We start from the raw sequence: 20,918 nt of genomic DNA, 5'->3' as shown, positions 1-20,918 counted from the left end.
TCGATGTAGCGCAGGGTGATCAGAGGTCGTGTGCGTCGGGCAGGTCGGGGAAGGCTTCGCGGCAGGCGCGCGAGTAGTTGCCGACGTGCAGCTCCGGTTCCCACTCCATGCCCCGTGCCCCGGCCGCGAGGCGCTGCGCGCGCTGCTGGTGCAGCAGCACCGCGGTGGTGTGCGCGACGACGCGGGCCGCGCCGGCCCGCCGGTGGGTGCGCATCGGACCGCTGGCGGTGGGCGTGGCGAAGCCCCACATGGAGACGTCCCGAATGCCCGCCGCCGAGAGTTCCTCGGTCTCACCGTTCTGCTCGGCGAGGGCCGCTAGGTCCGTGGCTTCAGTGTGCAGCTGGGCGAACGCGGCGTCGTGCTGCTCGGCCAGCTCCCAGAGCTTGGTCAGGGCGGTGAGGGCTTGGTCGAACGCCTCGGTGACTGCGTTGCTGTCCTGACCGGCGAAGGCTGCCGCGCGTTCGGCGAGCTCGCGGTAGGCAGCCACCCGTCCGACGTGGGCCGATGCTTCAGCGTTGCGGGCGGCCGCCTCGGCCTGCAGCCCGGCGAGTTCGTCGGCGCCGTGCGCTGCGGTGAGCTGTTCGGCGGTGATGCTGGTGTCGCCCTCGAGGACGCGTTCGGCGAGCGCGCTGGCGTGCGTGCGGCTGGCCGGCTGGGCGGTGTGGACCGGTGGCATGGTGTCTCCTCAACGAGGCTGGGCGGGTTGGTTGCGCTGCTGCCGGAGCCGGTCGACGCCGGGCTGCAGGGCGTCGTTGAGCGCCTGGGCGAGCGGGTTCAGGCGCTTGCCCTGCTGGTCGGCCTGATGCGCGGCAACAGCGGCGGCGAGGTCGAGCGGCTTCGGGTCGGGGTCGGTCATCGCGTTTGACTCCCCGGCTCAGGCGGCGATGGTGGCTGCGGGGTTCAGCAGGGTCTCGAGGTCGACCGGCTGGCGTGCCGTCCACCCGGGACTGCGGACCTTGCTGAGGTTGTGGGCGTACACGGCCTTGTTGTGCTCGTCGACGAGCCGTGGCAGTTCGGTTGCCTCGTCCGGCACCGGCGGGACGACGAAGCCTTGCCGTTCGAACAGGTACTCGGTGCTGCCGGTGTAGCCGTCCTGGAGCATGCGCAGCTGCTTGCGTTCCTCGAGGTGGGCGCCGGTCTGGGGCGCGTACTGCTGCGTCCAGGACTCGAGGGTCTTGTGGTCGCTGGTGTCCAGGGCGGCGGTGAACACGGCCCGGCGGGTGAGGTCGTCGCCGAAGCGTTCCGCCTCGGCGAGCATCTTCTGCCGGGCCGCGGGGCTAGCGGTCCGTGCCAGGGCCAGGGCGGCGGTGAACCCGGCCTGCAGCACAGCCCGGTCCGCAGCGGTCGCTCCGATCGGAACACCTGGGCCGAGGGGCAGCTGCTCGTCGAGCCATTCCAGGCGGGCCTGCCGCCGGCCGCGCAGATCCTGACGGGCGGCCGAGATCGCGGCGGTGGCGGCCCGGTGCGCACGGGTGACTGCGGCGGCCGCGCCGATGCGGGAGGTGGTGCTGTCGTTGCGGGCGGCGATGACCGCCTGGTCGTAGCGCTGGCGGGCCTGCTCGGCGGCAGCCCAGGACGGGTCGTCGCGGATGTGGCCGAGCGGCTGCGGAGTCGCCGGCTGCGGCGCGACCTTGTCGAGCAGGTAGGCGAGGGCTGCGGCCTCACTGTCAACGGTCATCGGTGATCCCTTCGTATCTTCGCGAGCAGCTCGGCGTCTTCACGGGCCCAGCAGTTGGGGGCAAGTGAGCGAACGCCGTGGGTGCCGGCGAGGCGTCGGGCGTGACGTTCGCTGACGCCGAGCCGGATTGCGAGGTCCCCGGTGCTGAGCACCGCGTTCTTCACCGATCTTGAGGCGATGTCCGCTGATGTCCGTGAGCTGTGTCCGCTGGCGGTCGCGTCGGCGAACGCGGCCAATCGCAGGGCATCAAGGGCGTTCGCGACGTCGGGATGCGGCTGGCGTCCAGCAAGTAGTTCCAGGACCAGCCGCCAGAGCCGTGCGGCCGCAGGGCCAGGGATGAACACCCCGCCGGCAGGTAGGTACGCCGCCGGCGGGGTGTTCGAACCGTCGACACTGATCACCGGCGCCCGCCTCTCCCGCGGCGTCCGCGCGCCGCGCGGCGGCGACGAGGGGTGTCGGCATTGCCGACGCCCTTGGCTTGCGGTGGCAGGCAGTCGCGGCAGACGCCGTACTGGTAGACCAGCGGCCCGAACTGCACCATGGCCGGGCAGATCGGGTCGCCGGCGGCGACACCGGTGCAGCGGTGACCGCAGCGGTCGCAGGTGGCGTCCGCGTCGGTGTCGGAAGGGATGGCGAACAGGTAGCCGCAACACGCGCCACACGAGACGACGCCGGGCCGCCAGGCCGCGGCGAACACCGGGATGGGTGCGCGGGGCGAGGGGCTATGGCGGCAGGTGTCGGCGCGGCCGGCGAAGTAGGTGGCGACGGCGTCCATGACGGATAGGCGCAGCCAGCCGGGAATGTCCTTCGGCGCCGACAGGATGAGGCCGCCGGACCCGGGGCTCTCGGCCATCTTGGTCAGGACATTGAAAGCCTGGCCGGTGGCGATGTCCGCCTCGTCGATCACCGCGGCAGGCGCCAAGGCCCTTGCCTGCTGGACGATCCGGTCGTAGTGGGGATGCAGCATGATCTGCTCGAGATCCAGCGCGCTGAGGGTCATGCCCGGTCTCCTTGCATCAAGCCGAGGTAGGCGCGGTGCCGGTCCGCCGTGTCGGCGTCGGTGTCACAGCCGGGGTGAGTGGTGAATCCGCCGGCCTGCGCGGCGGTGCCGACAGGGTTGTGGCAGACGGAGCAGAGGGCGGCGATGACCTCGGCCTTATGGGCGAGCAGCTGCTGCACGAGGTCTGTCGCGGACCGAGGGCCACGGATCACGAGTCGGTCGTCGCGTACTCGGATGGTCAGACCAGCATCCGCGGCCGCTTCGATCAGCCGAAGTGCGGTCATGCGGACCATTCCCCGTGGTCGACCGGGAGAGAAGGTGCGTTACGTCCTTCGCAACCTTCGGAAGCTTCGAAAGTGCTGGTCAGAGGGGGTGAAGCTTCTTTCCCGGCAAGCTTCGGGCCGTCAGCGGCGACGGAGTTGCCGGAGGCTTTCGAAGGTTCCCCCGCGAGAACCTTCGAGGCGCTGACCTGCGGTTTCGAAGCTTCCGAAGGTTCCGAAGGCTGGGGGGCACCTTCTCTCCGGATTCCCGCTGGGCGGGGACCGAGGCCGTACACGGCGCGACGAGTTACGGGGTCTTTGCGGTCCGGCTCGACGACGTAACCCAGCTGCCGGAGCGCGGGCGCAGCCCGGCGGATCCGCCCGCCGACGGCCTGTCCGGTCTTAGGCCAGTCGCGCGGCTTGGGATCGGGTACCGGCATGGTCTTCAGCAGCGTGCCGGCATCGCCGGTCCACGGCTCAGCGAGTTCGTCCATGAACTTGGCGAGGTGCTCTGCGAACTGGTCGGAGTTGACCACCGTCTCGGCGAGCGACTCGAAAGCACCCAGGTAGGTCTTGAGGGTGGTCCAGCCCTGCACCTCGTCGACCGCCGCCAGGACGCGGGCGAAGTCGGCCATGCGTGGCAGTTCGTCGAGCTTCACGTCGGGAAGGACCTTGAGGACTTCGACGAGCAAGTCGAGGAGCGCGCCGAACGCCAGAGGGTACGCGGCCGCGGCTGCCTCCATGACTTCCTCGTCGCCGCGGCGCTTAGCTCCCGGGATGACTTGCAACTCCACCGGCAGGAACCGGTCGGCGAGGTCGCCCTTGAGGCTTCCGATGCTGATGCCGTTGATGGCAAGCACGCGGCGGAAGCGGAGCACGGCAACGTCGTCGTCGGAGTAGAGCGCGCGGTCGACGTGGCCGTCGCCGGTTACGGCCTTGCAGAGCAGGTCGGACAGCCAGGGTTGGACGTCTGAGACATTGTCCAGGGCCACGGTCCAGGAGGCGTTGGCGGTGACAGCCCACTGCCGGATGTCCCGCGGCGGGGAGCGCAGTGGCGCGGTGGACGGGTCGACGAGCTGCATCAGCAGCTTGGTGGCGGTCGACTTGGCGGTGCCCTGCTCGCCGAACAGCGCCAGGATGGTGTGCGGCATGTTCGGGATGAGCGCGCCGACGAGCCAGCCGACGAGCGTGCGCCGGCGGTCCTCATCGGCGTTGATGAGCCGCAGCAGCGGATCCAGCGACCCGCCCCGGACCGGGTCCGGCATCGGCGCGGTTAGGTTGGTGCGGCGGAACAGCACCGGCGCCCGTTCGGTGATGATCCAACCGTGCTGGTCGACGAGCACGCAACGGCCCTTGGCGTCGCCTAGGTCGATGGCGACGCCTTCGCGGTAGGGAGCCACGCGCAGATGCACGTCCTCGGGGTCGGCGTCGGTGGCGTATCCCTCGAGGACGGTCAGCGCGTCAGCCAGGCTGCCCTGCGACGGCGCTGTGCCTCCGCGTTCCTCGGCGTAGATCCGGGCGAGGAACTTGCGGAGCCCGTTGGCGCCTCGCAGCGGCCGGGCGACGCCGGAGCCGTCGCGGGCCTGGGCGTATGGCCGGCCGTCGTCGCCGTTGACGAAGCGGAACCGGTCCCGCGCAAGTTTGACCAGCTCGGTGGCCTGGGACGGCTTGCGCTTGGGCTCGGACCCTCCGGCCTCCGTCTGGTCCGGCTCGTCCGGACCAAGCTCCCACTGGGCGTGCTCGGCGGCCTGAGTCTCGGGATCGAATGGGTTCAACGCGTGGCTCCATGATGGCTGCGGGCATAGCGCCGGCAGAAGGCGATGTCCTCGGAGCTGAGCCATGCGGCCTGCTCGGCGAGGTTGGGGAACTGGGGCTTCGACCGGTGAGGTTCGGCCGGGTGCAGCGAGGATGGCTGGGCGTCCAGGGCTTGACCGGCTCGGCGCCGGGCCATCCCGGTCTCCCAATCGACGGGGCCACCGGTGTACTCGTAGCCTTCGGGCCGGTCGAGTCGCCGGTGGTTGGCTCGGGCGGCCTCGGTCATCTCGGCGACGCGGGACGCGATGCGGGCAGCTCGGGTGCGTCGAGGCTCGGCGTGTTCCTCCCAGCAGGCGACCGTCTCGGCCACATCCTCGGAGTAGCCGTGCAGCCGGCCAGTCTCGTAAGCCAGATGGACGAGGTACGCGACCTGCGCGTCCGACCACGACTGACCGCGACGGTGGCGCAGCGCTTCGGCTGCGCCCAGCGTGATGCCCGGCTCAAGGGCGGTCACGGTTCCAGCAGGCCGCCGTGACACCGAACCAGCTTGTTTCGAAGTACATTGGGGCTGGCCTGCGGAAACTCGGTCGGCACGCAGGCGTCCTTCTCCCTGGACCGGCACCGAGGCAGGGCTCATGCCGCCGACCTTCCGCGCTTGCAGCGCCTTCCGAGTGTCGGGCGGAGAAGGGGTCATGGCAGCCGCAGGCCAAGGGCGGCAAGCGCAGCGATGCCTCACGTCGTCGACGCAGAGCGGCAACGGGATCCCAGGAACGCGGCAGATAATCGATCGAATCCATGCGTGCCTGGTCACCGGCCGTCTGCTGGGACGCTGCCTGAGCAGGGGTTACGCTGTCGGTGGTCCGGTCGACCAGCTTGTGTGCCGTCTCGTTCGCTGCCAGGCGGGCGGGGCGGCTTTGCTGTTCCGTCATACGCCGGCCTCGTCGGCCATGCCGAGAGCTGCCAGAAGGCTTGCACGAGTGACCCGAAGCGAACGACCTAGCTTCAAGACCGGGACCGGAAGCGCGTCCCTCCTGGCAAGCTCGTAGGAGGCATTCCGCCCGAGGCCGAAACACCGACCGGCAGTCGGCACGTCGACGGTCACTGGTAGAGCAAGGACCTGCTCGGCCTTCATACCGTCACCCCAGGTGCGTGCACTCCGAGGATCCGAAGGACCTCGGGCGTGGCGATCCGGTACCGGTTCCCGTGCCTCATCACCGGAACCGGAAACTCGCCCTTGCGGGCCAACTCGTGCGCCAGGGTGCGGCCGATGCCGAGCGCCCGTCCGGCGGTCTCAAGGTTGACCGTGGTGGGGAGAGAAAGCAGATCGTCGATGGACATCGCTGATTGTGTCTTCACGACATAGCTCCATGGCTAGTTGTGTCCTATGGACACGACCATGCCGCGTCGTGTTGTGTGATGTCAAGTAGGCTGCCTATGGTGTCGCCATGACACAGGATGATTGGTCGGCGCGGCTTACAAGCGCCTTCGCTCGCAACATCAGGCGTCGGCGGAACGGCCGGGGGCTGAGTGCCCAGCAGCTTGCGGATGCATGTGCGGGCATCGGCCACGCGATCCCGCGATCCGTGCTGGCCAATCTTGAGAGCGGTCGACGGGAGGTGGTGAACCTGGCCGAGGTGCTCGTCTTGGCGGAGGTCCTTGAGGTCTCCCCAGTCGAGCTGATGATTCCGCTGGGTGACGTCGCCGATTTCGAAGTTCTACCCGGGCGGACCGTGCCGGCTACCGCCGCCATGCAGTGGATTCGAGGCGAAGCTCCACTACCGGGGAGCACATGGGACGGAGGATCGGACGGGTCGAGCGTGGTCGCGAGCTACCTGGTTCACCAGCAGACAATCGACCGTTGGCACTGGAACCGCGCGTATGCCGAACTCATTCGCAAGGGCGAGCGCGAAGGCACTGAGACGGATGCTCAACGCCACGACCAAGAGGCAGAACGAGCCCGATCTGAGCTGGTCGGATTGCGCCGTCTGATGAAGCTTCGTGAGCTCTCTCTGCCGGAGCCCCCTCCCTTGATGGCTCTGCCTGGCGCGTAGAGAACATGGAACGAGGAGACCAGAATGAATCGACCCTTCATCTACCGAGGCAGGCCCGTAGCCGGCGTCTTTCAGCGCTGCACTAAAGACTGCCCAGCCGAGATCTGCATGCGGCACCGCTGGGCGTACACGATCGAGCTGCCCGCCGGGGCGGACGGCATTCGCCGGCAGCGCACCAAGTCCGGCTTCACCACCGGCAAGGACGCCATGGAAGCCCGCGCCGACCTAGCCAAGTCGCACCGCGACGGCACCCTCGCCCAGGACGACCGCAAGACCCTCAGCCAGTGGCTCGACGAGTGGCTCGAGGGCAAGACCACCCGCAAGGAGATCGGCCGCTCCACCCGCCGCGGCTACTCCGACAACATCGAGAAGTACATCAAGCCCAAGCTTGGCGCCAAGAAGCTCCGGGACCTGCGCGGCCTTGACCTCACCCGCTTCTACGAGACGATCATGGCCGACCGGGAGAAGGAGCGAGCGACGGCGCTCGCGCGTAACGAGGAGATCGCGGCCGAGGAGAAGCGCATCAACGACGCGCGCCAGCTGGCCGGCAAGCGCCGGCCGAAGCGCCTCGCCAGGGTTGCCGTGCCGCGCACCCTCGCAGCGGCCTCCGTCGCCCGCATCCACGCCTGCCTGTCCGGAGCGCTTGGCGACGCCGTGCCCGACCTCGTGCCGCGCAACGTCGCCAAGGACGCCAAGCTGCCCCAGGCGAAGAAGCGCAAGGTGAAGCCGCCGAAGCCCGAGCAGCTGGGTGGGTTCCTGGACGCGGCTCATCAGGAGCGGCTGTACCCGCTGCTGGTGCTGGCCGGCTACTCCGGCCTGCGTCGGGGGGAGCTCGTCGGGTTGAAGTGGGACGACCTCGACATGGCCACCGGCCGGATCGTGGTTGCGCGGCAGATCTCCTCGGTGGGCTACCAGCTCGAGGAAAAAGACGCGAAGAGCGAGGCCGGCCAGGACCGGGTCGTGTTTATCGACCAGGTGGTCCGCGAGATCCTCACCGGGTGGGCGGCGACCCAGCTGACCGAGAAGGCAATGTGGGGAGAGGCGCATCAAGACGGTGGGTGGATGTTCACCCGTGAGGACGGGCAGCCGCTGCACCCGGACCGGGTGACGAAGGTGTCGTCGCGGCTGCTGCGCCGTCACGGCCTGGACGCCACGCTGCACGGCCTGCGGCACTTCTGGGCGTCAGCGCTGATCTCCTCCGGCGCGGACATCTCGGCTGTCTCGAAGGCGATGGGCCATGCCTCGATCTCGGTCACGTCCGACATCTACGGGAGCCTGTTCGACAAGGCATCCGCGGAGATGGCCACCCGGGCGGCCGCGCTGATCCCTCGGCGAAGCACCGAAAAGGTCGCTCCCTAGCAAGTCCCTTGCAAACGGGCCTGAGCGGATCTTGAAAGCGGCTCTCCGGAGCCCGAACAGCAGAACGCCCACCGTGCGTTTCCGCAGGTGGGCGGTGCTCAAAGCCCGGCGAGAGGCTTGGTGGCCAGGGGCGGGGTCGAACCGCCGACCTTCCGATTTTCAGTCGGACGCTCGTACCAACTGAGCTACCTGGCCGTGCCGCGCGATGAATCCGTGCGGCTGGGCACTTGCGGTCCTGACGGGACTTGAACCCGCGACCTCCGCCTTGACAGGGCGGCGAGCACTCCAACTGCTCCACAGGACCTTGCTGTGTACTGCTTATTCTTACCACTTGCGCTTGCCCTGACCTAAGTCAGGTCCGTACCCCCAACGGGATTCGAACCCGTGCTACCGCCTTGAAAGGGCGGCGTCCTAGGCCACTAGACGATGAGGGCAACTCCGCCATCATTGCACATTCACAATTGCTGCGGTGTGTGCCTCAACCGGCCCCGCTTGAGGCTTGGAAAGCATACGTGATCCGCACCCTGACATCCAAACCGGTATCCCCCTCGCCGCGCCGAGGGTTCTGACCAGGGAAAACGCGGCGATCGCCGACCTTGCGATGCGGGGGTGTGCCGCGCGCCACTCTGCCGAATCCGCGACGGCTCGGGACCTGGTGCCGTCTGACCGTCTGGGAGGGATGCGGTCTGCTCAGGCCCCGGGCCGTTGCGGACGACAATCTCATCCTTGCGAATCGCGGGCGAGCGGCCGCTGAGTACCGCCGCGGTCGAGGCGGCCGCTGAATGCCGCCGCGGGTCGAGGTGGCCCCAGATACTGGCAGGTGTGGTCGAGGCGGCCTTAGGTGCTGGCCGCCGCGGCGGCGTCAGAGTGCGGCTCGCTTGCCCCGCGTGGTGCCTCTGACTTCGGCCGGCGGGACTGTCGCAGCGATGAGCTGGACTGCCTCGGCAAGGCTGCTGATGAACACCACGCCCGCCGGCAGCCGCTCGGCGGGCCATCCCGGTCCGGCAGCCGCCGCTAGCAGGGGCCCGTGGCCCGCGGACAGTAGTCGAGTCCACTGGGCCGGGTCACCCGTCTCAGGCAGTTGCGACCACAGCACCACCACCTCCGGGCCGGTTCGCGCGACCGCGTCCGCTAGGGCCTGTGTGGGCACCCGGGCGCCTAGCAGGCGGCTCGGAACTCCGGCCTCGGCCAAAGCTGCGGCGAGGGCTTCCAGCGGCAGGGTGTGTTGTTCCTCGTCTGCTGCGGCGAGCATGACGCGGGGGTTGTGGCTGCTGTGCGGCCGGGCGATCGTGCCGAGGACCTCGGTGATGCTGCGGGACACCAGGTGCTCGACTTCGATGAAACGTCGAGTGGCTTCGTAGCGGTCGCCGATCCCGATCAGCACCGGCATGATCACTTCATGCCACGCGTCGACGACGCCTCGGTTGGTAACGGCCATCTCGAGGATGTCGCGCAGGGCGGGTCCGTCGAGGCGCATGGCGGCCCGGGCTAGGCCGCGGGCTGCCGGGCCGGCTCTTCCGGTCCGGATGGAGTGTCCGCCGCCGTCTCGGGTCGTGACCGTGACCGGCCCGGCGATCTCAGGCCACACCACATCAATCGGCGTTCCGCGAAGTCGACCGCCGACCGGCTCGGGCTGACCACCAGCCGACTCCGACGAGGGGAAAGAAGCGGACTCCAGCCCAGGAACAGCAGCGGAATCCAGCCCAGGAACAGCGGCGGCATCCGGCCCAGAAGCCGGGGCGGACTCCGGCGCGGGCAGCGGCATGCGCTGTGCCCACGCTGCGGCTTGAGCGGGCGGTACGCCCTGGGCGGTGAGCCGGCGCATGATCTGCAGGCGGTCGAGGTCCTGAGCGGTGTACCGGCGGTGGTGGCCGGGCAGGTGCTGGCTCGGCCCCAGCCCGTACCGCTGGTGCCAGGTGCGCAGGGTGGTAACGGCGACGCCCAGCCGGCGCGCCGCCGCTCCGGCCGTCAGCGCCTCATCGGCCACCTGACCGCTCCGCCTCATGGTCGGACTGGTGGTGACGCAGCCGCTCGGTGACTCCGGGCAGCCAGGGCGCGTACGTTCGGGGCTCCTGCTCCAGAGCTGACCGCAGCTCGTCGAGGGTCACCCAGCGCACTGCGGCGACCTCTTCGGGGTCGAGCAGCAGCGGGGTGTCGGCGTCCAGGCGGCCGAGGAGGACGTGGTCGTATTCGTATTCGACCCGGCCGGTGGCGGGGTCCTCCGCGTAGTACGAATACACCCCCACCTCGGTCAGGTCGACGCCGTCAGCCCCGATTTCTTCGACGAGTCGGCGCTTGGCGGCGACGTCGAGCGGCTCGCCGGGGAGCGGATGACCGCAGCAGGTGTTGGCCCAGCGCAGCGGAAAGCGGGTTTTGGCGATCGCCCGTTGTTGCAGCAGCACCCGACCTGAGGCGTCCTGGAGGAACACCGAGAAGGCGCGGTGCAGCAGTCCCGGAGCGCGGTGGGCCTCGTCGACGGTGACTTCGCCGGTGGCCGTGCCGTCCTGGTCGACGAGTTCGACCAGGTGGATTTCGCGGGATCGGGTCATGCCGGCCTCCCTGTCAACTGCCCGGACTGCTGCGCGGCGCCGGTGATGCGGGAGGCTGCCAGTTTTCCGGAGATGAGGACCATGGGCACGCCCACTCCAGGTTGAGTCCCCGAGCCGGTGAACACCACGTTGGGTAATGCCGGGTGGAGGTTGCCGGGGCGGAATGGGCCGGTCTGTGCGAACGTGTGCGCGGCCGCGAACGGGGTGCCGGCGGCCATGCCCTGCTCCGCCCAGTCGACCGGCGTGATGATCCGCTCGACCTGGACGCCGTCGCGGAATCCGACGTATCCGCGCTGTTCCAGGACGCGCAGCAGTTCGTCGGCGTATCGCCGGCCGAGGCCGTCTCGCCAGGCGAGGGGCGCCACGTCGAGGTTGGGCGCCGGGGCGAGCACGTAGTAGGTCTGTTTGCCGGCTGGCGCTGCGCTCGGGTCGGTGTGCGTCGGGTTGGTGACGAGCAGTGACGGGTCGCTCATCAGAAGGCCCCGCCGGATCACCTCGTCGAACGTGCCTTTCCAGGCCGTCCCGAAGTGGATGTTGTGATGCGCGATCTTGGAGTAGGCCCGGTCCGAACCGAGGTGCAAAACCACGCAGGACGGTGAGTAGCGCAGCTTCCGGGGCCGCGCTGCAGGCGGCAACAGGTCGCGATAGGCCACGGGCAGGTCGGGGTTGAGCACAACGACGTCGGCGGCGATGCGCTCGCCGTTCTCAGTGATCACCCCGGTCGCCCGCCCGCCGGACGTCTCGACCGAGGCGACAGTTGTCCCGTAGCGGAACTCGACGCCGTGCTTTTCCGCCGCGCCGGCCAGCGCCTTCGGCACGGCATGCATGCCGCCGCGCGGGAAATAGACCCCGGCCACCGAGTCGAGATACGCGATCACCGCATAGATCGCGAGAGCGTCATGCGGCGCGAGCCCGGCATACATGGCCTGAAAAGAGAAGATCCGTTGGGTACGCGGGTCGCGAAAGAACTGATTGATCTTCGGCTGCAGCCGGCGGAACCCGCCCATCCCCAGCAGTTTGACGAGACTGAGGTTGAGCAGGTCCAGCGGGGTGTCGAGATTGCGGTCGATGAAGTTGTCGCGTTCGAGCTGCCACAGCCTGCGGGCATAGTCCACGAAGCGCAGGTAGCCGTCAGCCTCCCGTGGCCCGCACACCCGCGAGATTTCCGCCGCCATCTCGACAGTGTCGGTGCGAACGTCCAACGTGGACCCGTCCGGATAGTACGCCCGGTAAGCCGGACTGAGCGGGGTGAGCTCGAGCCAGTCGGACAGCTTCTCCCCGACGGCGGCGAGGGGTTCGGCGATGAGCTCCGGCATGGTCAGCACGGTGGGACCGGTGTCGAACTCGTACCCGTCGACGGAGAGTCGGCCGGCCCGCCCACCCGGCACCGCCTCGCGCTCGATGACTGTCACCTGGCGTCCTGCGGCGGCGAGGTGCAGCGCGCACGACAAGCCGCCGAGCCCGGCGCCGACGACGATCACCCGGTCGGTCGGTCCTGTCACTCGTCGCACGTCACCAGCTCCATCGGGTCGGGGGGAGTGAGCGGGAAGATCTCATCATGCTGGCCGGTGGGTGGCGGTGATCGCCAGGTCGGTCAGCGCGAGTCGGGCGGCGTCGTGGATGGGGGCGGCGCGGATGGCCGAGACGGCCTGATCGACCCGGTGCCGGATCATGGCCTCGATCCGGGCGACCGCGCCGGTCTCCGCGATGATCTCCGCCTGCCGGGCGATCTGCTCCGGCGTGGGGGAATCAGCGGCGGGGGACCCGCCGGAGCTGTCGGCGGGGATGACGGCTCCGGCGGGAGTGTGCGTGAGCTCGGCGAGCTGGGCCGGCGTCGCGAGCTGTCGGGCAAGCATGAGCAAGGCGGTCGGCTTGCCGGTGCGCAGGTCGTCGCCGGCCGGTTTGCCGGTCACTACGGGGTCGCCATAGACGCCGAGCAGGTCGTCGCAGAGCTGGAACGCCTCACCGATCGCCTGGCCGTACACCTGGTAGGCGTCGTTGATCTCCTGGGCCCGGGATCGGATCGGACCGGCCAGTGCGAGGCCGAATTGCAGCGGGCGTTGGACTGTGTAGCTGGCGGTTTTGTGGCGGGCGACGACCATCGCCCGGTCGACCGACCACTCGCCGGGCTGCGTTTCGCCGAGCACGTCGAGGTATTGCCCCGCGACGGTTTCCACTCGCATGCGGTCGTAGCAGGCGCGCACGGAGAAGAGCGTCGCCGTGGTGAGCGCGGCCTGAGCTAGCAGCTGATCGGCCCAGACCAGGCAGAGATCGCCGACGAGGATCGCCGCTGTCGTGCCGAACTGGTCGGCGTCGCCGAGTCCATCGCCGGCCCGATGTTGCGTGGCGAAGCGGCGATGGGCTGTCGGTCGCCCGCGCCGAGTGGCCGAGCCGTCCATCACGTCGTCGTGCACCAGCGCGAAGGTGTGCATGAGCTCGAGGGCTGCCAGTGCCGGAAGCACCGGATCGACGGGCTCGCGAGCGCCGATCATGCCGCGCCAGCCCCAATAGGCGAAGGTGGGGCGGAGTCGTTTGCCGCCGGCCAGCACCAGGTCGCGGCTGGTCCGGGCAAACCGGCCGAGCGCCGGGTCGACCGCGTCCAGGGTGGCGATCTGGCTGCTCAGGAACTCGGCCAGCGTGCCCTCCACGGCGTTGGTCAGCCCGTCCGAGGGAATCGGCTGACAGGGAATCGCGCAGCGGCTGCTTCCCTCGAGGATGTCGTTGGCCACGAGGGGGAGATTACCGTAGGCTGCGTGTTGCGTCGATTCGTGCGTCGATTCTCTTCGAGGAGGTCCGGTGGACACCGATCTGGCAGCGGCCTACGAACGCTGCCGTGAGCTGCATCGGCGCCATGGCCGCACCTACTACCTGGCCACTCGGCTGTTACCCGCGTGGAAGCGTCGCCATGTCCACGCGCTCTACGGATTTACCCGGTATGCCGACGAGATCGTCGATCGCACCGAGGATCTGCCGCCGGCCGAACGCGCGGCCCGGCTGCGGGAGTGGACGGACGACTTCGTTGCCGGCCTCCGCGGCGGGCCCGTCGACGACCCCTTGCTTCCGGCGGTGCTGCACACCATCGCCGTCTTCGGCCTCAGCATCGATGACTTCGACGCGTTCCTGCGCAGCATGGCGATGGACCTGACGGTCACCTCTTACGCCACCTACGACGATCTTCTCGCGTACATGGAGGGCTCGGCCGCGGTCATCGGCACCATGATGTTGCCGATCCTCGGCGCGACCGATCCGGCCGCCGCGCGTGAGCCGGCCCGGCAGCTCGGCCTAGCCTTCCAATTGACCAACTTCATCCGGGACGTCGGCGAAGACCTGGATCGTGGCCGCACCTACTTACCGGATGCGCACCTGGCCGAGTTCGGCATCACCCGGGCCGACCTCCTGGCCGCCCGGGCCGCGGGCCGCGCCACCCCGGCTATCAAGGCACTGATCAAGGCGGAGGTGGACCGCGCCGACGAGCACTACGCCGCGGCGGCCCCCGGAATTCCGCTGTTGCTGCCGGGGTCGCAGGCGTGCATGCGCACTGCCTATCAGCTCTATGCCGGCATTCTCGACGAAGTGGTCGCCGCGGACTACGACGTGTTTGCCCGCCGGGCCACAGTGGCCGGCCGGGAGCGTGCGCGCGTGGCGATGCGGTCCCTGCTGACCCGGCCGGGCAGCCCGGTGCCGGCTCTGGTGCGTGCCTGATATGCGTACGCTCATCGTGCTCTTCACCCGCGACCTGCGGGTGCACGACAACCCGGCACTCGCAGCCGCCTGCGCCAATGCGGAACGTGTAGTGCCGCTCTTCGTTCTTGACCCGACGTTGGGTGAGCTCTCGCCTAACCGGTCCCGTTTCCTGCACCAGAGCCTCGCCGACCTCCGGGAAAGCCTGCGCAAACGCGGTGCCGACCTGGTCATTCGCACGGGCGAGCCGGTGGCCGAGACCATGAAGCTCGCCGGCGAGGTGCAGGCGGACGGCATTGCTCTCACCCAGGACGTCAGCGGGTACGCCCGCCGCCGGGAGCGTCGCCTGGCACAGGAATGCGACCGGCATCGCCTTTCGCTGCGGCTCTTTCCGGGGACGACGGTCGTTCCACCCGGGGAGGTGCGACCGTCCGGCGGAGGCGGTCACTACAAGGTCTTCTCGCCCTACTACCGCGCTTGGGAATCGGCGAAGTGGCGGGACGAGGCGACGACACCACGCAAAATCACCATCCCGGACGGGCTGAGTACCGGTCGGTTGCCTGCGCTGCCGCGAGGAGAGTCCCCGGACGCGCTGGACGGCGGCGAGAGCGAGGGCCAGCGACGGCTGAAGACCTGGCTGCGGCACATCGGTCCCTATGACGAGCTGCACGACGACATGGCGGCGGACAGCACTTCGCGGCTGAGCGCGTACCTTCGATTTGGTTGTCTTTCGCCCTTGGCGGTGGCGAACGCGGCGCGCGGTCACGACGGTGCCGGACCTGCCGCCTTCGTCCGCCAGCTCGGCTGGCGCGACTTCTACTACCAGGTCACGCAGGCGTTTCCGAAGATCTCGACCAAGGCTTACCGCAAGTCCGGCGACAGTGAGTGGCGCACCGATCAGGACGCGTTGCAGCACTGGCAGGACGGGAGCACCGGCGTGCCGATCGTTGACGCCGGCATGCGGCAGCTGCAGGCCGAGGGCTTCATGCACAACCGTGCCCGGCTGATCACCGCGGCGTTCCTGACCAAGCACCTCGGGCTCGACTGGCGCGAAGGCGTCCAGTGGTTCTTCCGCTGGCTGAACGATGGCGACGTCGCCAACAACTCGGGCAACTGGCAGTGGGTGGCGGGCACCGGCAACGACACCAAGCCCTACCGGCGATTCAATCCCATCCGACAGGCCGAGCGCTTCGACCCCGACGGAGTGTACGTTCGTCGCTACGTACCGGAGCTGTCCTCGGTCTCGGGAAAGGCCGTACATCAACCCTGGCGCCTGCCGGATACGGTGCGGGCAGGCCTGGACTATCCCGGACCGCTGGAGTCGCATCGCGACGAAGCGGTCTGGCTACGGCCGTGAGTTTCCGTTCGGCGTGCCGAGCGGAAAGCGGGCCCTGCCGGCCTGTTGCGTTCGTCCGTTGAAGGCCGGCAGGACCCGCGACAACCTGCCCGCGGCCTCCGGGCCGGAAACCTGGCCCTCAGGGGCGCAACGCCCGCCACGTGCCGTAGCGGTGCACCGCGATCCCGGCGAAGGCTGCCGAGGACCGCATGGCCGCGTCGACCTTGGTCAATTCCTGGTGCATACGAGTCGCGCTTTCCTCGGCGAAGGTGCAGTGCCCGCAGTCCGGCAGAGCCTCCGTCTCGGCACCGAGGCGCACGCGCTTCCCGGCGGCCTTGCCCCGCGCGAGCCAGTCCTGGCTGACCGCGGTCATGGAGTTCGGGCCGGTCGCAAAGTCGCGATAGCTCATGACCGTCACCGCGTTGACTCGCCGCAGCACCTCGTCGGCGAAGTTGGCACGGCCGTACTTGTACTCGCCGTACCAGAACGGCACGTCCGCCTCGAGCGGCAGCGTGCTGCCGGTGCGGAGCTTGTCCAGCAGCTTGAGGAACGCGGTCTGGGTGCCGGTCAGGTTCGTCGTCCAGCCCGGTGTCACGTAGGGCTCGACATCGAGGTGAATTCCGGAGAAGACGCCCGTGGTGACGACGGCCCGCTGCCAGGCGAGTGCGGCGGCGGGGTCGGTCAGCCAGGCGGGATCGCCGCCGAGCGCCCGGAGCTTGATCTTCAGGGGAACGGCTCGCGCCTTCATTTCCTGGAGCCGTTCGAGGTCGCCGTTGGTCAACACGTCCGGCATGACGTGGACGAAGATCTCCGAGACCTTGCGCTGTTTCGCCCACTCCACGACCTCGGCAGCCGGTTGATCACCCCAGAGCCACATGGCCCGGGTGCCGGCCGGTGCGGGAGTGAGCCCGGCGCCGCCCGCGGACGAAGCCGCGGGCAGCGCCAAGGCGGCGGCCATGAGGATGGCAGACACCAGCCCGGTCTGCCATCGCCCCCTCACAACCGCCCCCTACTCGGTAATTCCTCTTCCGCGAGGGTTCAGAATCGGACGTCACCGGGGCTAGTTGAGCGAATCCACCGAGCCGATCGCCGCGTCCGGCTATCCACAGGTCTGCAGACACGACGCGCACCGCATGCGGAATTGGTGGAAAGCTGGCGGCATGGGTGATGCAGAGCAGGTCGACGTGGTCGTGATCGGTCTCGGCGTCGGCGGCGAAGAAGCCGCCGGCCGGCTCGCCGAGGCCGGGCTGACGGTGGTCGGGATCGAACACACGCTGGTGGGCGGTGAGTGTCCCTACTGGGGATGCATCCCGACGAAGATGATGATCCGCGGCAGCAACGCGCTAGCCGAGGCGCGGCGGGTCGCCGGCCTGGCCGGCACCGCGCAGGTCCAGCCTGACTGGGCGCCGATCGCGCGCCGCATCCGGCAGGAAGCGACCGACTCCTGGGACGACAAGGTCGCCGTCGACCGGTTCACCGGCAAAGGTGGGCGATTCGTTCGCGGCCGGGCGACGCTCACCGGTCCCGGCCGGGTCCAGGTCGGCGAGCAGACGTTCCTCGCCAGCCGGGCGCTGGTTATCGCCACCGGCACGGCGGCCGTGGTCCCGCCGATCGACGGCCTGGCCGGCACCCCGTTCTGGACAAATCGGGAGGCAGTCGAGACGGAAACGCTCCCCGCCTCCCTTGTCGTCCTGGGCGGCGGTGCAATCGGCCTCGAGCTGTCGCAGGCACTGGCCCGCTTCGGCGTGGCCGTGACGATCATTGAAGGCAGCGACCGCGTCCTCGCCATGGAAGAGCCGGAAAGCTCCGAAACGGTGGCCGCCGCCCTCGCTGAAGACAACATCAAGATCCACCCTGGCGTACGCGCCCAGCACGTCGAACACTCCGGCGACCTCTTCACTGTCACGCTGTCCGACGGCTCCACGGTCACCGGGGAACGGCTGCTCGTCGCCACCGGCCGGGCCGCTCGCCTCGACGGCCTCGGCCTGGACTCCGTGGGCATCGACCCCTCCGCCCGCTTCCTGACCACCGACGAGTGGATGCGCGCCGGCGACCAGATCTGGGCCGTCGGTGACGTCACCGGCAACGGCGCCTTCACTCACCTCGCGATGTATGAGGCCGACGTCGCCGTGCGCGACATCCTCGGCCAGGGCGGTCCGCCGGCTGACTTCCACGCGAGACCGCGGGTGACCTTCACCGACCCGGAGATCGGCGCGGTCGGCCTGACCGAGAAACAGGCCCGCGAGGCCGGCGTCGACGTGGGAACCGGCTACGCGAGCCTGCCGGCGTCCTCCCGCGGTTTCATTCACGGCCCGGGCAACGCCGGCTTCATCAAGGTGATTGCTGACCGCTCCCGCGGCGTCCTCGTCGGTGCCACCAGCGCGGGTCCGAGCGGCGGTGAGGTGTTGGGTGCCCTGTCGGTCGCGGTCAAGGCGGCAGTGCCGATCACCGAGTTGCAAGCGACCATCTGGGCCTATCCCACGTTCCACCGGGCGATCGGGGACGCGCTGCGCCAGCTTTAGGAGCCGGTTGGCGGCGTGGGGTGCAAAGCGACGACGGCCGTGACGGTCGAACCCGCTCGGCTGGTCGAGATGTGCAGGTCGGCCAGCCGGCGGATGATCCACAGGCCGCGGCCGCCCGGCCGGGACGGCAGCGGCATGCGTAACCCGGCGCCGGCCGGGTCGGCAATGCCCGGCCCACGATCGACGACCTGGCAATACACGGCGCCGCCGGTAACCCACAAGCGGAGCCGCCCCGACCCGCCGCCGTGCCGCACCGCATTGCTGGCGAGCTCATGGGCGAGCAGCACCACGATGTCGACGGTGTCTCGGTCCGCGAGGTGCGCGGCCACAGCGGCACGCACGCCGTACAGGCTGCTCTCGGTGAACGGCTGGTCGAGGAGGTGCCCCGCCGGGTCGGGTTCCGGGCTGTCGTGGACCGGTGCTGCGCCGGTCGGGTCACCGTTCACGGTCGCGCACCAGCATCCGCAGGCCGGGGACGTCTGCGGCGCCGGCGACCGTCAGGGTCCGCTCGACCGGTTCGGCGCACACCACCACCATGCGGCGGCCGCTGGGCAGATTCGCCGCCGTCCGCAGGATCACCGTGGCGGCGCCCGCGTCGAGGAACCGGAGCTGGTTCAGGTTCACATGAACGTCCTGATCCAGTCGTACCGCCTCGGCCAGCGCGTCGCTGAGCACACCCGCCCGGGTGTAGTCGAGCTCGCCGGCCACCCGTACCCCCGGCGGCACGTGCTGGCGGCAGATTCGCAGCACGGGGTCCTCGTGGTAGACCGTGGCCGCGACGGTACGGCGATGCACCCGCGCGGCGTAGCCCAGCGTCACCGGGTCGAAGCTCTCCCGGTCGTACTCGCAGATCGCCGTGAGTCGCCCATCGGCGAACAGCTTGCCCACTTCCGACTCGAAAACCAGCAGCTGCTCCGCGTTCGCCTGCGGGCGAGCCGCCCAACACATGTCCGCCGTGATCCGCAGACCGTGGTAGCCGTCAGCACGGGCCCGCTGCAGTTCCCGAGCTAGCAACTCGACCATCGCGGCAGCGGTGGGCGCCTCGACAGCGCCGTCGTCCCAGAGCCGGTCGCTGGGTTGCACGCTCACGTCCGAGCCGGCGGCAAGGCCCCGTTGCACCAGGTCGGCGCGGAGATCGTCGGCGCTCACCGCATCGGTGAAGCACATGACCCGATCGCCGCGGTCCCGCCCAGCCGAGACAAAGGCGGCCAGGATGTCGAGCCGTTCGTCCTGGTCGGTATAGGTCAGGCACGCATGATCACCCGGGCGGAGCCGATCCACCGGCGTCGTAACCATGGGTCCCTCCAATCTCGGGAGTCCCTTACGTACCCGAATGCCGCGGCCGTCATGCGGCATGAACCTGCTCGGTCGGGGTACACCGAGCGACATGTTGCGGCAGCTGGTTTCTCGGCTCGAGAAGTTCACCGCGCTGGACTCGGTGAGCGACCGTCTCCAGGAGAAGGTGCAAGCCGTGGCGCGGCCTGAGCGCCTTCGGGACGTCCTGCATGGCACCTGGCTCGGTCATCCGCTGCATCCCGTCCTCGTCCAGCTCCCCGTAGGCGCCTTCCTCAGTGCCGGGGTGCTCGACGCGTTGCCCGGCCAGCGGAAGGCCGCCACGACCCTGATCTGTGTCGGCGTGGCTTCCGCAGCGCCAGCCGCCGCGGCAGGCTGGGTCGACTGGTCCTCCCTCTCGCGTGACCAACGCCGGGTGGGCCTGGTCCACGCCGCGGCCAACGCCGTCGCGCTCAGCCTCTACGTCGGATCCCTCGCCGCGCGTTTCACCGGCCGGCAGGGTTGGGGACGGCTCCTCGCGTACGCGGGACTGTCCGTCGCCGGCAGCGGCGCCTACCTGGGCGGTCATCTGTCTTTCGAACAGGGTGCCGGCATGAACGTGGCCTCGCCGGACAAGCTGCGCTTGCCCGCGGACTGGGCCGAGGTCGGTGACATCGCCGAGCTTCCCGAAAACCGTCCGACGGTACGCACGATCGACGGCGTCCGGGTCCTCCTGTACCGCGTCGGCAATGACGTAACCGCGATGGTGGAGCAGTGTGGACACCAGGGTGGGCCCTTGGGGGAGGGCGAGGTCGTCGGTTCAGGAGCCGAGGCGTGCGTGGTCTGTCCATGGCACGGGAGCACGTTCCGCCTAACTGATGGCGTCGCGCAGCACGGCCCGGCAGCAGGGGATCAGCCCACTCTGCGCACCCGCGTCCGAGACGGTGTGCTGTCCGTCGCCACGCCCTGAACCACCGTCGTTCATCCGGCCTGAAGCGGGGCCACGTCGGTGCGCTGCCCTGTTTTCCCTGGTCAGCGCGGTGTGCGCTGGAACACGGGGGGCCGATTTGGCGCCCTGGGAACGACCGGGTAATGTTTTGGGAGCCGGCAGGGAAACGGGCGAGGCAAGCAGAGCGAACTGGGAAGCCAGGGAGATCAGCTACCGGCCGTCCTGCCAAATCCTTCGAACTTCGGGATCGTAGCGGTGCTGCCTTGTGTAGCTCGCCCCGGGCCCGGAACGAAGGGTGCGCTAGGAACGAACGGCACGAACCGGGAGATACCGGTTGACAGGGCCAGGAAGACCTAGTAAAGTTGAACGAGTGCCCCGGGGGCAAGCCGCCAGCTAAGGCGGCGGGTTTACCGGTGTGTGGTTGTTCTTTGAGAACTCAACAGGGTGCTTGATAAGCCAGTGCCAATTAGTTATACCCCGGCCATGCTTTTCGGAGTGTGGTTGTG

23 protein-coding genes and 3 tRNA genes are annotated in these 20,918 nt (G+C 69.2%); 6 read left to right on the top strand and 20 right to left on the bottom strand.

Annotated elements, in window-relative coordinates; all coding sequences use genetic code 11:
* Window positions 1-19: 19 nt before the first annotated feature.
* From ACIA1L_RS22460 to ACIA1L_RS22415, 10 genes are all read right to left on the bottom strand, one after another.
* Window positions 20-676: a hypothetical protein gene (locus ACIA1L_RS22460; protein WP_396074824.1), complete on the bottom strand. Its 657-nt coding sequence runs from the start codon at window positions 674-676 to the stop codon at window positions 20-22.
* Window positions 677-685: 9 nt separating this feature from the next.
* Window positions 686-856 (bottom strand): hypothetical protein, encoded by a 171-nt coding sequence (locus ACIA1L_RS22455; protein ID WP_396074823.1) that lies wholly within the window; start codon window positions 854-856, stop codon window positions 686-688.
* An 18-nt stretch (window positions 857-874) separates the two neighbouring features.
* Window positions 875-1,678 (bottom strand): hypothetical protein, encoded by an 804-nt coding sequence (locus tag ACIA1L_RS22450; protein WP_396074822.1) that lies wholly within the window; start codon window positions 1,676-1,678, stop codon window positions 875-877.
* Window positions 1,675-2,079, bottom strand: a complete 405-nt coding sequence (locus ACIA1L_RS22445; protein ID WP_396074821.1) for a hypothetical protein — start codon at window positions 2,077-2,079, stop codon at window positions 1,675-1,677. Before ACIA1L_RS22445 ends, ACIA1L_RS22450 begins: the two co-directional genes overlap by 4 nt.
* Entirely contained in the window at window positions 2,076-2,678 is a 603-nt protein-coding gene (locus ACIA1L_RS22440) for a hypothetical protein (protein WP_396074820.1), read from the bottom strand. Before ACIA1L_RS22440 ends, ACIA1L_RS22445 begins: the two co-directional genes overlap by 4 nt.
* Window positions 2,675-2,962 (bottom strand): hypothetical protein, encoded by a 288-nt coding sequence (locus tag ACIA1L_RS22435; RefSeq protein WP_396074819.1) that lies wholly within the window; start codon window positions 2,960-2,962, stop codon window positions 2,675-2,677. Before ACIA1L_RS22435 ends, ACIA1L_RS22440 begins: the two co-directional genes overlap by 4 nt.
* Complete coding sequence (locus ACIA1L_RS22430) at window positions 2,959-4,713, bottom strand: hypothetical protein (RefSeq protein WP_396074818.1); 1,755 nt, start codon at window positions 4,711-4,713, stop codon at window positions 2,959-2,961. The genes ACIA1L_RS22435 and ACIA1L_RS22430 overlap by 4 nt, the downstream gene beginning before the upstream one ends.
* Entirely contained in the window at window positions 4,710-5,207 is a 498-nt protein-coding gene (locus ACIA1L_RS22425) for a hypothetical protein (protein ID WP_396074817.1), read from the bottom strand. The genes ACIA1L_RS22430 and ACIA1L_RS22425 overlap by 4 nt, the downstream gene beginning before the upstream one ends.
* 411 nt (window positions 5,208-5,618) lie before the next feature.
* Window positions 5,619-5,825: a hypothetical protein gene (locus tag ACIA1L_RS22420; RefSeq protein WP_396074816.1), complete on the bottom strand. Its 207-nt coding sequence runs from the start codon at window positions 5,823-5,825 to the stop codon at window positions 5,619-5,621.
* On the bottom strand, window positions 5,822-6,049 hold the full coding sequence (locus ACIA1L_RS22415) for a DNA-binding protein (RefSeq protein ID WP_396074815.1): 228 nt from the start codon (window positions 6,047-6,049) through the stop codon (window positions 5,822-5,824). The genes ACIA1L_RS22420 and ACIA1L_RS22415 overlap by 4 nt, the downstream gene beginning before the upstream one ends.
* An 89-nt stretch (window positions 6,050-6,138) precedes the next feature.
* Here ACIA1L_RS22415 and ACIA1L_RS22410 point away from each other — a divergent pair, with 89 nt between their 5' ends.
* Window positions 6,139-6,744: a helix-turn-helix domain-containing protein gene (locus ACIA1L_RS22410; protein WP_396074813.1), complete on the top strand. Its 606-nt coding sequence runs from the start codon at window positions 6,139-6,141 to the stop codon at window positions 6,742-6,744.
* A 24-nt stretch (window positions 6,745-6,768) separates the two neighbouring features.
* The gene (locus ACIA1L_RS22405; RefSeq protein ID WP_396074812.1) at window positions 6,769-8,103 is read left to right on the top strand and encodes a tyrosine-type recombinase/integrase; all 1,335 of its coding nucleotides are present in this window, start codon (window positions 6,769-6,771) and stop codon (window positions 8,101-8,103) included.
* Between the two features lie 118 nt (window positions 8,104-8,221).
* Here ACIA1L_RS22405 and ACIA1L_RS22400 read toward each other — a convergent pair.
* From ACIA1L_RS22400 to ACIA1L_RS22370, 7 genes are all read right to left on the bottom strand, one after another.
* Window positions 8,222-8,298: transfer RNA gene (locus ACIA1L_RS22400), tRNA-Phe, on the bottom strand.
* 35 nt (window positions 8,299-8,333) lie between these two features.
* A tRNA-Asp gene (locus ACIA1L_RS22395) sits at window positions 8,334-8,407 on the bottom strand.
* A 57-nt stretch (window positions 8,408-8,464) separates the two neighbouring features.
* Window positions 8,465-8,537 (bottom strand) — tRNA-Glu (locus ACIA1L_RS22390).
* 428 nt (window positions 8,538-8,965) lie between these two features.
* A complete protein-coding gene (locus tag ACIA1L_RS22385) occupies window positions 8,966-10,090 on the bottom strand; it encodes a MerR family transcriptional regulator (RefSeq protein WP_396074811.1) in 1,125 nt (374 codons plus the stop codon).
* Window positions 10,080-10,652, bottom strand: coding sequence for an isopentenyl-diphosphate Delta-isomerase (gene idi / locus ACIA1L_RS22380; RefSeq protein ID WP_396074810.1), 573 nt, complete (start codon window positions 10,650-10,652; stop codon window positions 10,080-10,082). Before idi ends, ACIA1L_RS22385 begins: the two co-directional genes overlap by 11 nt.
* Window positions 10,649-12,163: a phytoene desaturase family protein gene (gene crtI, locus ACIA1L_RS22375; protein ID WP_396074809.1), complete on the bottom strand. Its 1,515-nt coding sequence runs from the start codon at window positions 12,161-12,163 to the stop codon at window positions 10,649-10,651. The genes idi and crtI overlap by 4 nt, the downstream gene beginning before the upstream one ends.
* Before the next feature lie 45 nt (window positions 12,164-12,208).
* Window positions 12,209-13,381, bottom strand: coding sequence for a polyprenyl synthetase family protein (locus tag ACIA1L_RS22370; RefSeq protein WP_396074808.1), 1,173 nt, complete (start codon window positions 13,379-13,381; stop codon window positions 12,209-12,211).
* A 67-nt stretch (window positions 13,382-13,448) separates the two neighbouring features.
* On the opposite strand from ACIA1L_RS22370, the gene ACIA1L_RS22365 reads away from it, so the two are divergent.
* Together ACIA1L_RS22365 and ACIA1L_RS22360 are read left to right on the top strand one after the other, a co-directional pair.
* A complete protein-coding gene (locus tag ACIA1L_RS22365) occupies window positions 13,449-14,354 on the top strand; it encodes a phytoene/squalene synthase family protein (protein WP_396074807.1) in 906 nt (301 codons plus the stop codon).
* Between the two features lies 1 nt (window position 14,355).
* The gene (locus tag ACIA1L_RS22360) at window positions 14,356-15,690 is read left to right on the top strand and encodes a cryptochrome/photolyase family protein (protein ID WP_396074806.1); all 1,335 of its coding nucleotides are present in this window, start codon (window positions 14,356-14,358) and stop codon (window positions 15,688-15,690) included.
* A 118-nt stretch (window positions 15,691-15,808) separates the two neighbouring features.
* On the opposite strand, the gene ACIA1L_RS22355 is transcribed toward ACIA1L_RS22360, so the two are convergent.
* A complete protein-coding gene (locus tag ACIA1L_RS22355) occupies window positions 15,809-16,642 on the bottom strand; it encodes a hypothetical protein (RefSeq protein ID WP_396074805.1) in 834 nt (277 codons plus the stop codon).
* Window positions 16,643-16,829: 187 nt separating this feature from the next.
* On the opposite strand from ACIA1L_RS22355, the gene ACIA1L_RS22350 reads away from it, so the two are divergent.
* On the top strand, window positions 16,830-18,191 hold the full coding sequence (locus ACIA1L_RS22350; RefSeq protein ID WP_396074804.1) for a dihydrolipoyl dehydrogenase family protein: 1,362 nt from the start codon (window positions 16,830-16,832) through the stop codon (window positions 18,189-18,191).
* Here ACIA1L_RS22350 and ACIA1L_RS22345 read toward each other — a convergent pair.
* Together ACIA1L_RS22345 and ACIA1L_RS22340 are read right to left on the bottom strand one after the other, a co-directional pair.
* Window positions 18,188-18,637, bottom strand: a complete 450-nt coding sequence (locus ACIA1L_RS22345; RefSeq protein WP_396074803.1) for an ATP-binding protein — start codon at window positions 18,635-18,637, stop codon at window positions 18,188-18,190. The genes ACIA1L_RS22350 and ACIA1L_RS22345 overlap by 4 nt on opposite strands.
* On the bottom strand, window positions 18,627-19,487 hold the full coding sequence (locus ACIA1L_RS22340) for an MEDS domain-containing protein (protein ID WP_396074802.1): 861 nt from the start codon (window positions 19,485-19,487) through the stop codon (window positions 18,627-18,629). Before ACIA1L_RS22340 ends, ACIA1L_RS22345 begins: the two co-directional genes overlap by 11 nt.
* 91 nt (window positions 19,488-19,578) lie before the next feature.
* Here ACIA1L_RS22340 and ACIA1L_RS22335 point away from each other — a divergent pair, with 91 nt between their 5' ends.
* Window positions 19,579-20,433: a Rieske 2Fe-2S domain-containing protein gene (locus ACIA1L_RS22335; RefSeq protein ID WP_396074801.1), complete on the top strand. Its 855-nt coding sequence runs from the start codon at window positions 19,579-19,581 to the stop codon at window positions 20,431-20,433.
* The last annotated feature ends 485 nt before the right edge of the window (window positions 20,434-20,918 follow it).

This window comes from Actinoplanes sp. NPDC051859 (genome assembly GCF_044452725.1).
GTDB lineage: Bacteria > Actinomycetota > Actinomycetes > Mycobacteriales > Micromonosporaceae > Actinoplanes.
This window is presented reverse-complemented; position numbering and strand designations above follow the sequence as displayed.

Coding starts and splice junctions, on each gene's coding strand:
- ACIA1L_RS22405 (WP_396074812.1), top strand. CDS start 6,769: ATGAATCGACCCTTCATCTACCGAGGCAGGCCCGTAGCCGGCGTCTTT.
- ACIA1L_RS22410 (WP_396074813.1), top strand. CDS start 6,139: ATGACACAGGATGATTGGTCGGCGCGGCTTACAAGCGCCTTCGCTCGC.
- ACIA1L_RS22435 (WP_396074819.1), bottom strand. CDS start 2,962: ATGACCGCACTTCGGCTGATCGAAGCGGCCGCGGATGCTGGTCTGACC.
- ACIA1L_RS22335 (WP_396074801.1), top strand. CDS start 19,579: ATGTTGCGGCAGCTGGTTTCTCGGCTCGAGAAGTTCACCGCGCTGGAC.
- idi (WP_396074810.1), bottom strand. CDS start 10,652: ATGACCCGATCCCGCGAAATCCACCTGGTCGAACTCGTCGACCAGGAC.
- ACIA1L_RS22420 (WP_396074816.1), bottom strand. CDS start 5,825: ATGAAGGCCGAGCAGGTCCTTGCTCTACCAGTGACCGTCGACGTGCCG.
- ACIA1L_RS22460 (WP_396074824.1), bottom strand. CDS start 676: ATGCCACCGGTCCACACCGCCCAGCCGGCCAGCCGCACGCACGCCAGC.
- ACIA1L_RS22360 (WP_396074806.1), top strand. CDS start 14,356: ATGCGTACGCTCATCGTGCTCTTCACCCGCGACCTGCGGGTGCACGAC.
- ACIA1L_RS22350 (WP_396074804.1), top strand. CDS start 16,830: ATGGGTGATGCAGAGCAGGTCGACGTGGTCGTGATCGGTCTCGGCGTC.
- ACIA1L_RS22340 (WP_396074802.1), bottom strand. CDS start 19,487: ATGGTTACGACGCCGGTGGATCGGCTCCGCCCGGGTGATCATGCGTGC.
- ACIA1L_RS22440 (WP_396074820.1), bottom strand. CDS start 2,678: ATGACCCTCAGCGCGCTGGATCTCGAGCAGATCATGCTGCATCCCCAC.
- ACIA1L_RS22450 (WP_396074822.1), bottom strand. CDS start 1,678: ATGACCGTTGACAGTGAGGCCGCAGCCCTCGCCTACCTGCTCGACAAG.
- ACIA1L_RS22455 (WP_396074823.1), bottom strand. CDS start 856: ATGACCGACCCCGACCCGAAGCCGCTCGACCTCGCCGCCGCTGTTGCC.